At 63.6% G+C, this 14408-nt stretch carries 10 protein-coding genes; 5 read left to right on the top strand and 5 right to left on the bottom strand.

The features are described from left to right. Nucleotides 1–67: 67 nt before the first annotated feature. The 3 genes from DV706_RS04725 to DV706_RS04715 form a co-directional block, all read right to left on the bottom strand. On the bottom strand, nt 68–2605 hold the full coding sequence (locus DV706_RS04725; RefSeq protein ID WP_136350805.1) for a heavy metal translocating P-type ATPase: 2538 nt from the start codon (nt 2603–2605) through the stop codon (nt 68–70). A gap of 72 nt (nt 2606–2677) precedes the next feature. After that, a complete protein-coding gene (locus DV706_RS04720; RefSeq protein WP_006066279.1) occupies nt 2678–3886 on the bottom strand; it encodes a beta propeller repeat protein in 1209 nt (402 codons plus the stop codon). Between the two features lie 129 nt (nt 3887–4015). Then, nucleotides 4016–5527 carry a sulfatase gene (locus DV706_RS04715; RefSeq protein WP_240756817.1) on the bottom strand — a complete coding sequence of 504 codons (1512 nt, stop codon included), beginning with the start codon at nt 5525–5527 and terminating at the stop codon, nt 4016–4018. Nucleotides 5528–5691: 164 nt separating this feature from the next. Between DV706_RS04715 and DV706_RS04710 the strand changes: the two genes are divergently transcribed. After that, nucleotides 5692–7074, top strand: a complete 1383-nt coding sequence (locus tag DV706_RS04710) for a sulfatase family protein (RefSeq protein ID WP_006066281.1) — start codon at nt 5692–5694, stop codon at nt 7072–7074. A gap of 17 nt (nt 7075–7091) precedes the next feature. On the opposite strand, the gene DV706_RS04705 is transcribed toward DV706_RS04710, so the two are convergent. Beyond that, nucleotides 7092–8060, bottom strand: coding sequence for a nucleoside hydrolase (locus DV706_RS04705; protein ID WP_006066282.1), 969 nt, complete (start codon nt 8058–8060; stop codon nt 7092–7094). Nucleotides 8061–8162: 102 nt separating this feature from the next. On the opposite strand from DV706_RS04705, the gene truA reads away from it, so the two are divergent. The 3 genes from truA to DV706_RS04690 all read left to right on the top strand — a co-directional run bounded on the left by truA (nt 8163) and on the right by DV706_RS04690 (nt 9732). Continuing rightward, nucleotides 8163–9011, top strand: coding sequence for a tRNA pseudouridine(38-40) synthase TruA (truA, locus tag DV706_RS04700; RefSeq protein WP_006066283.1), 849 nt, complete (start codon nt 8163–8165; stop codon nt 9009–9011). 42 nt (nt 9012–9053) lie between these two features. Next, the gene (locus tag DV706_RS04695) at nt 9054–9296 is read left to right on the top strand and encodes a hypothetical protein (protein ID WP_006066284.1); all 243 of its coding nucleotides are present in this window, start codon (nt 9054–9056) and stop codon (nt 9294–9296) included. A 115-nt stretch (nt 9297–9411) separates the two neighbouring features. Beyond that, nucleotides 9412–9732 (top strand): NifU family protein, encoded by a 321-nt coding sequence (locus tag DV706_RS04690; protein WP_006066285.1) that lies wholly within the window; start codon nt 9412–9414, stop codon nt 9730–9732. Nucleotides 9733–9763: 31 nt separating this feature from the next. Here the strand turns inward: DV706_RS04690 and DV706_RS04685 are convergent, their stop codons facing one another. After that, nucleotides 9764–12415, bottom strand: a complete 2652-nt coding sequence (locus tag DV706_RS04685) for a PAS domain-containing sensor histidine kinase (protein ID WP_136350804.1) — start codon at nt 12413–12415, stop codon at nt 9764–9766. Between the two features lie 142 nt (nt 12416–12557). On the opposite strand from DV706_RS04685, the gene pepF reads away from it, so the two are divergent. Beyond that, entirely contained in the window at nt 12558–14369 is a 1812-nt protein-coding gene (gene pepF, locus DV706_RS04680) for an oligoendopeptidase F (RefSeq protein ID WP_006066286.1), read from the top strand. The last annotated feature ends 39 nt before the right edge of the window (nt 14370–14408 follow it).

Below are 14408 nucleotides of genomic sequence, written 5' to 3'. Positions count from 1 at the left end.
GGAGCGCTATCAAGTACTGCTATCATCGAACTGAACGTCTCGAGACCGGACTACTCCTCGAAAGCGTTCATTCGCCGTCCTCGAGCAGTGATCGTGAGGCGTTGCCGACGATCAGCAGGCCACTGGCAGCCAGCGCCGCGGTTGTGATCACGGGGCTCAACAGCCCTGCCAGCGCGACGGGGATCACGATCGCGTTGTAGACGAGCGCGAGCCAGAGATTCTGCACGACACGCCGGCGAGCGCCACGTGCGAGTTCGAACGCGCGCTCGACGGCAGTGAGGTCGTCCTCGACGATCGCGAGATCGGCTGCATCGGCGGCGAGCGCCGTCCCGCCACCGAGTGAGATGCCCAGATCTGCCGCAGCGAGAGCGGGTGCATCGTTCGTCCCGTCGCCAACCATCGCCACGCAGTTGTCGGCTCGCAGCCGTCTGATCGCTGCCGTCTTCCCGGCCGGCGAGACGTTTGCAAAGACGTGATCGATGCCCGGGTGGGTTCGGAACCGAGCCGTCGCCGAGTCGTCGTCACCGGTCAAGACCACGACGTCGATGCCGTTGTCGGCAAGCGCCGTCACCGTCTGTGTCCACTCCTCACGCGGTTCGTCACCGACGACGATGATCCCCGCTGCGTGGCCGTCACGACCGACGATGACAGGGAGGTGACCGTCGTCTCGAACGGCCGCAACTTGCTGCTCGAGGCCGTCCTCGAACGTCCACCCCTGTTCGTGAAAGAGGTCGGGGTGGCCGACGAGCACTCGCTGGCCGTCGATGGTCCCCTCGACGCCGGTCGCGTGGCGTTCGAACGCCTGAATCTGTCCCTCGCGCTCGTCGTCTGCGCCCTCATTCATAACGCCGCCGTCGGTTCGTGTCGAGTCGCGCTCGAGGCCGTCGGCGAAGGCGTTCTCGATCGCGGCTGCGGCGGGATGTGCGCCACGGCGTTCGATCACGCCGGCCGCAGCGAGGAGCTCTTGTGGGGCGTCTGCCTCGAGGACGGTCATCTCGCCGGTCGTCAGCGTCCCCGTCTTGTCGAAGACGACGACGTCGACTGCGCGGAGCCGTTCGAAGACGCTCTCGTCGAAGACGACGATTCCGGACTCGAGTGCGTCGCGGATGCTCGTCGCGATCGAACACGGGGTTGCGAGCCCGAGTGCCCACGGACTCGCGACGATGACTGCCAGGAGGACAGCCGTCGTCGTGGCCATGACGCCCGCACCAAGGAGCACTGCTCCCAGACCGACGGCGATGACGACACCCACAACGAGCGGGAGGAGCATCCCGGCGAGGGCGTCGGCCCGTCGCTGAACGCCGTGGTCGGCGCTCTGAAGATTCCAGACGGTGCGTGTCAGCTGATCGATGCTGCTCGTCGTTTGCGTGCCGACGGCGACGACGGCAGCGTTGCCCGTCACGACGGAGCCGCCGACCACTTCGTCGCCGACGGATTTCGAGACCGGGAGCGACTCGCCGGTGACGACCGCCTCGTCGACCGTACACTCGCCTTCAGCGAGCGTGCCATCGACCGGGATTCGTTCGCCCGCGCGAACGAGCAGGCGGTCGGTGGCGTCGACGTCTTCGACCGACAACTCTCGAGTCCTTCCATCGGACTCGAGGACACGGGCCGTCCCGACTTGCGAGACCGTGAGATCGGTCAGCCGATTCAGCGCCGTGCGCTTGACCGTCTCTTCGTAGAAAACCGCGGCCATCACGGTGGCGGCGACGAGAATCGTCAGGTCGTAATAGATCTGGGGATCGCCAACGACGAACGAGATCGTCCCATAACAGAAGGCGGCGACGATCGTCAGCGCCGCAAACAGATGTGTACTCGGCCGTCGGAGCCACAAACTCACGTACGCACCACGCAAAAGCGGCATCCCGGTCAGATAGAGCACGATCCCGGTCACCACGAAAAAGATCGGCAGGAACAGCATGCCGTCGAAACTCGCAAACGCCTCGCCGTAGAGCCCGAACAGCCAGTAGTCGGTGAACGCGGAGAGATACACCGGATAAAACACGGTCATGTACGGCACCAGCAGAAACGAGCCGAAGACGATCCCGATGATGTACCGGATCTCGAGCATGTCCTCCGAGCGGCGTTTTCGCATCCCCCGCATCTCGCGGGATCGGTGTGTCTCATTCGAGTCCGCTGTGAGGGGATCAGTCTCGGCCGCGTCAGCCGCGTCTTCGCGACGGTACGCCGTGTAGCCGGTCGTAGTCAGAACAGCCTCGAGTGTCTCGGCGGAAACCTGTGCCGGATCGTGATCGACCCGAACGGCCTCCGTGACGTAGCTTGCCGCCGCGTTCGAGACGCCGTCTTGCTTTTCGGCGATCGACTCGAGATACGCCTCACAGAGCGCCGAATGCATGCCATCGATCCGAAAGAACGTCCGTGTCTGTGCCTCACTCTGGATGTCGGCGTCAGTCTTCGCAGGCGTCGGCTCCGCAGTGGCCGTCTCGGCGCTGTCGGCGGCTCCGAGTGCCGCGACGACGTTGCGACAGCCACTCGAGCAGAACGGACCATCCTCGTCCGTCTCTGGGGGTGTCTCGTCGCTCGACTCGGTGACCGTCGTCCCACAGAGGCGACAGCGGTCGTGGGCTGTTCGCTGGTCGCTCACTACAGATGGATCCACCGCCGAGCACAATAACTGTGGTCGACGACCGGCTGCTCGTCCGGGCGTGCTGTCTCGTCACCTGTGTTCGACCACGGTCCCACCTTCACCGACCGCCACCGCACGAGCCGGGCCGAGCGAGACTGCCAGCAACGAGCTAGCCGTGTCCGTGTCGAACCGATCCCATTCGGCCCCGGGGGATCTCCGCTCGAGGACGCTGCCGTCGCCAGCACACGCGACTGTTCGGTCCACGTGACGGGCCAGTCCCGACAGCGAACCGTCGACGACGCGATCAGGTGTCCACGTCGAGCCATCGTAGCGGTGAACGATGCCGGTATCGTCGCTGACGGCGCAGTCCTCGCGTCCTCCCGTTGCGATGTCAGTGAGTGTTCCGTCGACTCCCTCGAGGCCGATACGCTCGAACGACTCGCCGCCGTCGGTCGTCTCGAAGACTGCGTCGTTGGTATCACAGCAGTAGCCGACCGCTGCGTCGGCGAGCGCAATCGCGCACAGACTCGAGCCGCTGCCGGGTTTGTCTGGGCCTGCCCAGTCGACTGTCCCAGCACGGTAGGTGCCGCGAACGACGGCTCCGGAGCCAGTGATCAACAGCACCCGTTCGTCGCCGCCCGAGCCGCCGACGGCGACGCCCAGCCAGTTGTCTGTGATGTCTTCCGGGGCCGTATAGTTCGTGTGGCGGCCGGTCTTGCCGTCGATGCGACCGAGCACGCCGCTGTCGCCGGCGATCCAGATCGCCTCGCCGTCTGCCGTCGCAGCCACGCCACGGAGGTCGGTGCCCTTGGCCGCCGGCCCGTCCTCGAGGACGGCGTCCCACTCGTCGCCGTCGCTCGAGAGGACGATCCCACCGTCGCCAACAGCGTAGCCGTCGTTCGACGTGGTGACGGTCACGTCGTGCAGCGTCGCGTCCGTGGGTGTCTCGGTCGTGTTCCAGCCGACGGGCGAAGCGTCGTTCTGGTCAGCCTGTCGTTCGCCTTCACTGGGGGGTCGCTTGTCGTCGGGTTCGGAGTGCTCGCGTCGTGTTGCTTCCGGCGAGTCGACCGCTCGAGACTCACTGCCGTCCTCGAGCCGTCCTCGCTGGCGGAGATAGAGCACGATGGGCGGAACAACGTACATCGCGAGCGCGAGGCCGGCAAACCAGCGGTGAACGATCGTCAGCGTCCCGAACGCGGTTAGCCCAGCCGTCGCGACGGCGTGGATCCACGTCTTCGTGTACGACCGAAAAAACGGGACGAAACCGCCCTCCTCGAGTCGGACAGTGTGTGATGTCATTGATCGAAGCGTCGATGATTGTCGTTCGTTCCGTCGCTCGAGCCGAACTCGGTGTGGCAACTCGTCGGCTTCCGGTGTCGCGGACTGCCAACCAAACGGGTACTGCAGGCACGGCCGCGATGTGGCCTGCTACAGATAGCCCAGATCCGCAAGTCGCTCTTTCGTCCCCTCGCGCATCGCAACGTCATCCGTCGTCCCAGCGTCTGAAAGTGGCTCGAATCGCTCCTCGAGGCGATCACGAAGCGTTCGGACCTGCGCGGACTCCTCGGCTGCGATGTCGGTGTGCTCGAGCGGATCCGTCTCGATGTCGTGTAGGCGTTCGAACCCGTCGTCGCTACGGACGTACTTGTACTTCGCCGTGCGGACGGCTCGCAGTCGTCGGTCGAACGCCCGTACTCGATTAGGAATGTCGCCAAACCGCGCCTCGAGGCGGTCGATCGATGGCTGTGGGGCGACGTACTCGGCGAAGACGACGTCTCGCGGCTTCGATGTTGAATCCGGATGCATCGAGCGGCCCGATCCCTGTTTTTCGAGGGCGGGGTCCTCGATGCCGACAGTCTCGAGCAGCGTCGCTGGCAGGTCAAGCAACTGGACCATATCGGGCCGCTGGCCACCGCCGGTAAACGACCCTCCGTGGACGACCAGCGGCACGTTGAGCAGTGTGTCATAGAGGTTGTACTGGTGGCCGAAAAAGCCGTGCTCGCCGATGTGTTCGCCATGGTCGCCACAGACGACGAACAGGGTCTCGTCCCACGTTCCTGCGTCCTCGAGTGCCGTCCGAAGCTCGCCAAGCTTGTCGTCGACGTATGCAAGCTCCGCCCGATAGAGGCCGCCAAGCAGCGCGAACTCCCGATCGGAGAGTTCGTACTCTTCGCAGTCGTAGGCGCGAGGATCCTGCCGGATTGCGACTGCCTCGTCGTAGCTCGCATCTTCGGGGAGGAACTGCTCGGCGTACGCTTTCGGGGGATCGTACTCAACGTGTGGCTCGATGTAGTTACAGAACAGAAAGAAGGGCTGGTCGTCGTCTCGCGCCGTGAGCCAGTCGGCGATCCAGGCTGTCGACCGATCGGCACCATCGTCACCTGTCGGCTGAAGGAGTTCGCTGTAGAGAATGTTCGCCGCGTTGACCATCGGGTTGCCATCGAAAAGCCGCCGCCGCGTGGCCTGCAGCTTCTCCCGGAGGTCCTCGCCACGGACGACTGCCCCCATATCCGCGTCGGACTGGATGTACTGCCAGCCTTTCCGTAACTCATCGAACCCGCGATCGAAGCCGAACTCCTCGGTGATCCAGGTGTTGTTCGAGACGCCGACAGTTTCGTACCCTGCGTCGGCGAACGCCTCGGGGAGAGTTCGTAACGCCTCGTCGAGATAGGTGTGCCCGCCATGTGTGCCGTGTTCGGACGGATAGGTTCCCGTAAACATCGAGGCGTGGGATGGAAGGGTCCACGGGGCAGTCGCAAACGCGTTGTCAAACGCCGTTCCCTCGTCTGCAAGCTGGGTCAGCGTTGGCGTTGTTTTCTGGCCGGTACTTGTCGCTCGAGCCGTATCGAGGACGACGAGAACGACGTTCCGCACAGTCGAGTGTGACTCCGGATCACGTCCGTTAGCCGACACTGCGTCGTGTCCATTAGATTCCGCCATGGATGGCACAACTCCGCCCCTTGGAGGGAAGGCCACCAGCCCAGAGTATGCAGGTGATTCAGACTCCTGGAACGTACCGACGCCCAGACGGTCATCGCTGGGCGATATTCACGCGCCTGTAGCCGTCCGAACGCTTACTCCCGTTGTCCCCGTACCTTGTCGCCGTGACCTCGCCTCATATCGTCCTCGTCCACTGTCACGACCTGGGGAAGTACGTCGGCTGTTACGGCGCGGCCGTCGATACTCCACGGATCGACGACCTCGCTGACAACGGCGTTCGCTTCGACCGTCACTTCGTGACTGCACCCCAATGTTCGCCCAGTCGGTCAAGTCTGCTGACCGGACGGCACCCACATCAGAACGGGATGCTCGGGCTTGCACACGCCGACTGGGAGCTTCACGACGACGAGCACCTCCTCCCCGAACTCCTCGCCGAAGCCGGCTACGAGACCCATCTGTTCGGGCTCCAACACGTCACCGAGTACCCCGACCGACTCGGCTACGATCGAATCCACACTGAACAGCCACTGACGGCGGAGACGCCGCCGTCAATTCACGAGACCGCTCGGGCTCGAACCGTCGCCGACGAGTTCGCGACAATGGCTACTGCCGGCGATCACGACGACCCCTTCTTTGCGTCTGTGGGCTTTTTCGAACTCCACCGTGTCGGAGAAAACGGGCACTTCGGCTTCGAAGGCGACCGCTACGAGACACCCGATCCCGAGACGGTCGATCCACTCGAGTTTCTTCCCGACCGGCCCGGGATTCGGTCGGATATCGCCGCAATGCAGGGGATGCTGTCAGCCATCGACGACGGCATCGGCACGGTCCTCGATGCCCTCGAGGACGCCGGCCTCGCCGATGACACGCTCGTCGTCTTCACGACCGAACACGGGCTGGCCATGCCTCGAGCGAAAGGCAGCTGTTTCGACCCCGGTATCGAGGCGACGCTTCTACTGCGGTATCCGGGCGTCCTCGAGTCGGGCCGCGTCGTCGACGACCTCGTGAGCAACGTCGACGTTTTTTCGACGCTGCTCGACGTTGCAGACGTGGAACTGCCCGAACTCGAGGTCGATGATGGAGGGATCGCCGGCCGGAGCTTCGCCCCGCTGTTGCTCGACGACGAGGACGGATACGAACCGCGTGATCGCGTGTTCGCCGGCATGACCTGGCACGACCGATACAATCCGACTCGAGCGATCAGAACGGAGCGCTGGAAGTACGTGCGCAACTTCTGGCACCTGCCAGCTGTCTATCTCACGACCGACATCTACTGCAGCGACGCCGGCCGCGAGGTCCACGAGGACTGTTACGGCGAGCAGCGAGCCTACGAAGAGCTGTACGATCTCGAGGCCGACCCGCTCGAGCAGAACAATCTCGTCGCCGGGGATGGACCCGACGACCCCGACCTCGAGCGGACTCGCGACCGGCTTCGCGAGGAGTTACGCGAGTGGATGGACGAGACCAACGATCCGCTGCTCGAGGGCCCCGTCCTGCCGGGTGACTGGGACGCAATCAGTCTCTCTTCGACCGACGGTCGGCGCTGAGTGGCCGATTCACAGCACTATCGCGACGATTGGAACCCGGTCGCTTCCACGTCGGCACGCGAGAGGACGCGCTCGAGGCTCTCGGCGAGTAGCTCTCGAAACCGTTCGTCGTCGACGCCGACGGCGACAGTACCGTTTGGCGGCTCGCCCGTCACGCCGGTTGCGTCACAGACCAGCGCGCCGCGGTCGAGCTCCGAATCGGTGCCGACCACCATCTGATAGGGCTCGGTTTCGAGCACCGCGTCGTCGACGAGTCCTGCAATCACGAGCGCGTCGTGAATCGCGGCCGACTCGATGCCGTAGCGCTCGAGTCGTTCGTCGTCGTAGTAGGTGAGCCAGTCGTCGATAGATCGACCCAGCGGATCGTCCTGCGGGAGCGACTCGACTCGATCGGGCGAAAGGGTCGCACTCGTCGTAACGTCGAGGCCGACGATGGTGGGTGTGGCGTCTCGAACGACCCGCCGGGCCGCGTGCGGATCGGCGTGGAAGTTCGCTTCCGCAAGCGGCGTGATGTTGCCCGGCACGAACGCGGCCCCACCCATGACGATGAGCTCGTCGAGCAGCTCTGGCAGCTCGGGTTCGATCGCAAGGGCGAGTGCCACGTTCGTCAGCGGGCCAATCGCCGCGAGCGTGAGCTCACCCTCGTGTTCGCGGGCCTGCTCGATGATGAACTGGGCAGCATGGCTGTCGACGGGCTGCGTCTCGGGGCCTGGTTGAGGCAACTCGCCACGGATACCGCCCTCGCCGTGGATGTGTTCGGCCGTCTCGAGGTCGACGAGCAGTGGCCGGTCAGCACCCATTGCGACGGGGACGTCCGTCCGATCGAGCACCTCGAGAATCGAGCGGGCGTTCTCGGTTGTCTCCTCGACAGGGGCGTTTCCGTGGACAGTTGTCAGCCCGACAACGTCGAGTTCGGACCGTTCCAGCGCCAGTAGGAGTGCGACGGCGTCGTCACAGCCCGGATCGGTATCGATCAGTACCGTCATACGGGAAGCGTCGGCCCTCGCGGTGTATATACTGTCGGTCGGCACCGTCTGGCGTGGGTTCGACGGCCCTAACACGGCCGCACTCGTCGGTGGAACTGACCGATGCGCGCCTTTCGGATCGCCTACGACGGCACCGGCTACTACGGCTTCCAGCGCCAGCCCGATGTTTCCACCGTCGAGGATACCATCTTCGACGCCCTACGCTCGCTCGATGTCCTCGCTCCCGACGCAGACAAGCCCGCGGGCTACGCCGCTGCCGGCCGAACCGACGCCGGTGTCTCCGCGCTTGCCCAGACGATCACTCTCGAGGGACCGGCGTGGCTGACACCGCGAGCGCTCAACGCCGAACTCCCCGCCGCCGTTCGGGCCTGGGCGTTCGCCGACGTCGACGACTCGTTTCACGCGACCCACGACGCGACGCGCCGGACGTATACGTATCACCTGTACGCGCCGGCCGCTGTTGACGACTCGAGTGCGACTCCAGCTGAAATCGAGCACCCAATCGACGACGACCGGTTCCACGCCGCCTGTGAGGCTCTTTCCGATACGCACGACTTCCACAACCTCACGCCGGACGACCACAACACCGAGCGTTCGCCGACGCTTTCGGCGATCCGCGACGGCGACTATCTCGTCGTCACCGTCACCGCGGGTGGCTTCGCTCGCGAACTCGTCCGGCGACTCGTCTCGCTCGCACAGACCGTCGCCACCGGCGCGGCGTCGTTCGCGAAAATCGACCGCACGTTCGAGTCCGAGCCACTGCCCGGCCACGAGGGAATCGCGCCTGCGCCGCCGGAGCCACTCGTGTTGACAGACGTCGACTATCCGGGCCTCGAGTTCGACATCGACGACGACGCTGCCTCGAGCGCACGGGCGGTCTTCGAGACGCGTCGTATCGACCGCCAGACAGGCGCGCGGGTCGCAGGGCAGGTCGCCGACGGCATCCAGTGAGTGGACGAGCGCTTTTTACGGCCGGCGCTAATTGTTCAGCGCATGGAACTGTCGCCGGAAGAGTACGGTGCCTACTGGCGGGCCTCGATCTACGTTGCCGCAGGAATCGTCATCGCGTTTCTTGGCACCCGTCTCACGTCGCCGTTGCTCTCGCATCCAAACGCCGGGGCGATCGGGCTCGGTGTCTTCCTGTTCGTGACCGTCATCTTTGCGAGTACGTTCATCGCGATGCTCGGTGTTGCTCGCGTGGTCCGAACTGCGGTCGACGCTGAGTTGCGACGCTGATCACGCAGACCAACGTCGAGGCGACGCTCTCTTGCTCGAGCAGGGCCATCGTGTTCTTCTGGCGCAGATCCGAGCGGTGGACAGAGATTTATTCGCCCAGTCCGTTCGTGCTCCCATGAGCAACTCCGCCGACACCCAGTCTCCGGAAGATGCCGTCAGAGAAGCCGTCTCCCTGTTCCTCAAGCGGAACTTCCCGCAGATTCAAGCCCACGGCGGTGACTCGTCGATCACCGATGTCGATCTCGCGGAGGGGCACGTCTCGATCAACCTGACCGGCGCCTGCAGCGGCTGTGGCGTCAGCCCGATGACGACACAGGCGATCCAGCGACGACTGCCCGGCGAAATCGACGAGATCGACCACGTCTCGGTCACCACCGGCTTCGACGGGCTGACGGAGGGAACGTCACGCGACATCCCGGACGATGTCCCGTTCTGAGCGGCGCTATCGCTCGCTCGGCGCTTGCCAGTCACGCCTCGTTCTCGGAGACCGCTGGTAACGTCATCGAGAACGTCGATCCGTTGCCGGGTTCGGACTCGACCCAGATCTCACCATCGTGTCGTTCGACGATTCGCCGACAGAGCGCCAATCCGATCCCGGATCCGTCGTGCTTCTCGCGGCTATGGAGCCGCTGAAACACCTCGAAGATTCGGTCCGTCTCCTCGTGTTCGATGCCGATGCCATCGTCACAGACGGAGACGACCCATTTCTCTCCTCTCCGCTCGGTCGAGACGTGAACCCGAGGCTCCCCCTCGCTGTACTCGAGCGCGTTCTCGAGGAGATTCTGGAACAGCTGTCGGAGCTGGCTCGCATCGCCCTCGACCGTCGGCAGCGATGCAGTCGTGATTTCGGCGTTGGTCTCGATGATCCGCACCTCGAGATCTCTGAGAACGTCTTCGAGTACTGCGTCGAGATCGACCGGCTCGAACGGGCCACCCTGGGCCTCGACACGCGAGTACTCGAGCAGTCCCTCGATCATCGACCGCATTCGCTCGGCGCCGTCGACGGCAAAGGAGAGAAACTCACGGCCGTCGTCGTCGAGTTCGTCTCCATAGCGGTGCTCGATTAGCTGGAGGTAGCTCGAGACCATCCGCAACGGCTCCTGTAAGTCGTGACTGGCGGCGTAGGCGAACTGCTCGAGGCGTCGCGTTTCGGCTTGCAACTCGTCGATATACTCCTGGCGTTCGAAATGAAACGCAACGAGCGTCGCGAGCGTCTCGATCAGCTGTTGTTCGCCCTCGAGAAACGGCTCCGTGTCTGTTTCTGGCTGGCTCGTTGTGAGGACGACGTCGATCGTAACTGGCGTGCCGTTTGCCGTGGTGGCGGTGGCGGTGATCGATCGCTCGAATGGCTCGTACGATTCGCTGGCCGCCTCGTGTTCACCGACCGAAACACGCGCTGCGGTCCGGTCTGGATACCGAAACGACTGCGGGAGTTTCGTTACGAACTCCTGGAGTAACTCCTCAGTCGGTTGCTCACCGGTCTTGAGCAAGTTTGTGGCGAGTCTGACCGTGGCGAGTTCCTTTTCCCGTTCCTCGAGTTCTCGCTTGCGCTGTTCGGCCAACGATCTCAGCTCGGTGATCTCCGTTGCCGTCACGACGACTCGCTGTGGGTCCCCCTCCTCGCTGGCGATTGGCGCGGCGTTAACCGACAGCCACCGCCGCTTTCCGTCCGGGTCCAACAGGAGCTCCTGATCGTACAGCGGCTCACCCGTCTCGAACACCCGAAACGCAGGCCGCTCTTCGACTGGAAGGAACGCCCCATCCGCGTCAAACATCGCTCGTTGGCCGGCGGTGTACGCCGAGGCGTCTTCCGCTGGGAGCTCGAGCAGTTGTGCCATCCGCTTGTTGGCTCGACTGGTCGAGCCATCCGGGTTCACGACTGCGATCCCAACCGGGCTGGTCTCGAGGATCTGCTCGACCAGGTTGCGTTCGTGTCGCAGCTGCCGTTCCCGTTCCCGTCGGTCGGTCATATCCTGTGTGACCTTGGCATATCCCTGTAACTCGCTGTCAGCGCGGATGGCCGTGATCGTCACGTTTGCCCAGAACGTCGAGCCGTCGGCACGGAGACGCCAGCCTTCGTCTTCGACCATGCCTGTCTCGCGTGCCTGTGTGAGATTCTGCTGTGGCACGTCGTCTGCACGATCCTCGTCGGTGTAGAACGCAGAGAAATGCTCGCCGATGATCTCTGCTTCGTCATAGCCTTTGATCCGTTCTGCCCCCTCGTTCCAGCTGACGACGTGCCCCTCAGTGTCGAGCATGAAGATCGCGTGCTCTTCGACTGCGTCGACCAGCGACTCGAATCGTTGGTCGCTCTCCACCCGGGCCAGTTCCGTCTCTTTTCGGTCGGTGATGTCGTAGTACAGTTCGATTCGACCACCGGCGTACGGCCCTGACTCGAGCGGTGTACTCCGATGCTCGAGCCAGCGCCCCTCGCAATCAGGCCCCGGCGTGATGCGACACTCGAACTGTTCGACGTCGGCCGAACCGACGGTCTCTGCGGACGCATCGGGCTCAGCGAGGGAGGTTCGAGTCGTCTCTTCGATCACCGTCCGCTTGTCCTGCCCGATGACGTCGCTTCGGTCCACACCGAAGTACGCCTCAGCAGTCTCGTTGATCCAGACGACGTCGAACGCATCGTCGATGACGACCACACCAACATCCGCTTCGTCGATCACGGTCGCAAGCGGTTCGGATACTGCTGTGGCCAGTGGCTGATCAGGCTGCTCTCCGTTCTCGATCGGTCGAACGACGCCGACGGTTCCATCGACCTCGCCGTCTGCCACGAGCGGACTAACCTGCATTGTACACGGCTGTCGGTCGCCATCAGCAGTCTTGATCGCGATCTCGAACGTGCTGTTGGCGTCACTCTCGAGTCGGGTTCCGAGTTCATCAAACCGCGCACCGTCCTGCCCGTCGACGAGACTCGAGACGTGTTCGCCAAGCAGCCCCTCACGAGTGTGGCCCGTTAGCTCGACGAACGCGTCGGTAACCGCGATGAAACAGCCATCGGCATCGAGCCGATAGACACCGTCGTCGACGAGGTCCGCGACCGCCCGGTACTCCTGGCCGAGTCGCTCGTCGTCCGCCTGGGAGTCACCCGTTGCGTCCCGATTACCCATTGCACGGTCCACTCGGTAGACGTAGTTAAACCCTTTTCCCAGCCGAATAATCGCCACACCCCGTTAACAGGCGCTTTCGCCACGTTGTACACTACCTTCGGCGTCCGACACGTTTTACCACCTCCGTTCCGAAATCGGGGGTATGAGTTCCGTTCCCGACCGCTCCGAGGTCGACGAGGAGTATACCTGGGCCCTCGAGAGCATTTACGCGACAGACGACGACTGGGAGGCCGCCTACGAATCAGTCGCCGAACGTGTCGACGAGCTCGCGGCCTACGAAGAGCAGGTCACCGACGATGCCGAAACGCTCCGTTCAGTCCTCGAGTTGCGCGATGAGATCATGCGAGAGGTGTCGACGGTCGCCGCCTACGCCCGAATGCGCCGCGACGAGGATACGACCAATCAGGAGTATCAGGCACTGACAGCGCGAGCGCAGTCACTCGCCGCCGATGCACAGTCTGCGGCGTCGTTCATCGATCCCGAGATTCAGGACCTCACCCGCGAGGAGTTCGAAACGATGGTCGAGGCCGAACCCGACCTCGAGACGTACGACCACTACATCGATGACGTCCTCCGGATGAAACCGCACACCCGATCGGCAGAAGTCGAGGAGCTCCTCGCAGACCTGAGCGAGGTCACGGGTGCAACGGGTGACGTCTACACTATGCTCTCGAACGCGGACATGACGTTCCCCACCGTCGAGGATCCCGATGGCGAGGCCGTCGAAATCACACAGAGTAACTTCGTCAACCTGCTCAAACGCCCCGACCGGGAGTTTCGCCAACAGGTCTACGAGGAGTACTTCGACGAGTGGGAGGCGGTCCGGAACACGGTCGCGTCCACCTACAAAAACAGCGTCAAAGCCGACGTCAAGACGGCCCAGGCACGCAACTACGATACCGCTCGCGAAGCTGCTCTCGACGGTCCCAACGTCCCTGTCGACGTCTACGATACGCTCGTCGAGACCGTCCACGACAACCTCGATAAACTCCACCGCCACGCCGAGCTCAAAGCACAGGCGCTCGAAGTCGACGACCTCCAGATGTGGGACATCTATATGCCACTGACCGGTGACGAAGGCCCTGAGGTCGACTACGAGCAGGCGACCGAGTACGTCGTCGACGCGCTCGAGCCACTTGGCGAGGAGTATCAGTCTCGCGTCGCCGAGGGGCTCGACTCCCAGTGGGTCGACGTCTACGAGAACGAGGGCAAACAGTCCGGGGCCTACTCCGGGGGGACCTACGACACCCAGCCGTTTATTCTGATGAACTATCAGGACGACATCTCCTCGATGTACACGCTGGCCCACGAACTCGGCCACTCGATGCATTCGGAACTGACGAAAGACGAACAGCCGTTCGTCTACTCGGGCTACGAAATCTTCGTCGCCGAAGTCGCCAGTACGGTCAACGAGGCCCTGCTGACGGCACACTTACTCGAGACCAGCGACGACCCCGAGTTCCGCAAACACGTTTTGAACGAGTTCGTAGAGCGCGTCCGATCGACGCTCTACCGGCAGACGCTCTTTGCGGAGTTCGAACACAAAGCCCACGAACTCGAGGAAGCGGGCGAGCCGCTGACGGCCGACCGTCTCGACGACTGCTATCGGGAACTCAAGGAGGACTACTACGAGCCCGCCGTGGTCGACGATCGCATCGCCACCGAGTGGATGCGCATTCCCCACTTCTACCGGGCGTTCTACGTCTACCAGTACGCGACCGGGATCTCCGCCGCACTGGCCATCGTCGACGATATTCTGCCGAACGGTGCCGGCGGCGAGCCGGACCGGGAGGCGGCCGACAGCTACCTCGAGTTCCTCCAGCGTGGCTCCCGCGAGTATCCCCTCGAGCTGTTGCGGATCGCCGGCGTCGACATGAGTACGTCCGAGCCGATCGATCGTGCTCTCGAGACCTACGGCGAGCGACTCGAGGAGCTGGAAGCGCTGCTCGACTGATCGGGTACGGATCGTTTTCACCTGCGGAACCAACGCACG

The organism is Natronorubrum bangense, assembly GCF_004799645.1.
Lineage (GTDB): Archaea > Halobacteriota > Halobacteria > Halobacteriales > Natrialbaceae > Natronorubrum > Natronorubrum bangense.
Note: the sequence above shows the minus strand (reverse complement) of the source record. Positions and strands in the feature narration are given on the sequence as shown.

Excerpts from the sequence above, each read along its gene's own strand:
- DV706_RS04685 (WP_136350804.1), bottom strand. The coding sequence starts at position 12,415 with ATGGGTAATCGGGACGCAACGGGTGACTCCCAGGCGGACGACGAGCGA.
- DV706_RS04705 (WP_006066282.1), bottom strand. The coding sequence starts at position 8,060 with ATGACGGTACTGATCGATACCGATCCGGGCTGTGACGACGCCGTCGCA.
- DV706_RS04720 (WP_006066279.1), bottom strand. The coding sequence starts at position 3,886 with ATGACATCACACACTGTCCGACTCGAGGAGGGCGGTTTCGTCCCGTTT.
- DV706_RS04715 (WP_240756817.1), bottom strand. The coding sequence starts at position 5,527 with ATGGCGGAATCTAATGGACACGACGCAGTGTCGGCTAACGGACGTGAT.
- DV706_RS04690 (WP_006066285.1), top strand. The coding sequence starts at position 9,412 with ATGAGCAACTCCGCCGACACCCAGTCTCCGGAAGATGCCGTCAGAGAA.
- DV706_RS04695 (WP_006066284.1), top strand. The coding sequence starts at position 9,054 with ATGGAACTGTCGCCGGAAGAGTACGGTGCCTACTGGCGGGCCTCGATC.
- pepF (WP_006066286.1), top strand. The coding sequence starts at position 12,558 with ATGAGTTCCGTTCCCGACCGCTCCGAGGTCGACGAGGAGTATACCTGG.
- truA (WP_006066283.1), top strand. The coding sequence starts at position 8,163 with ATGCGCGCCTTTCGGATCGCCTACGACGGCACCGGCTACTACGGCTTC.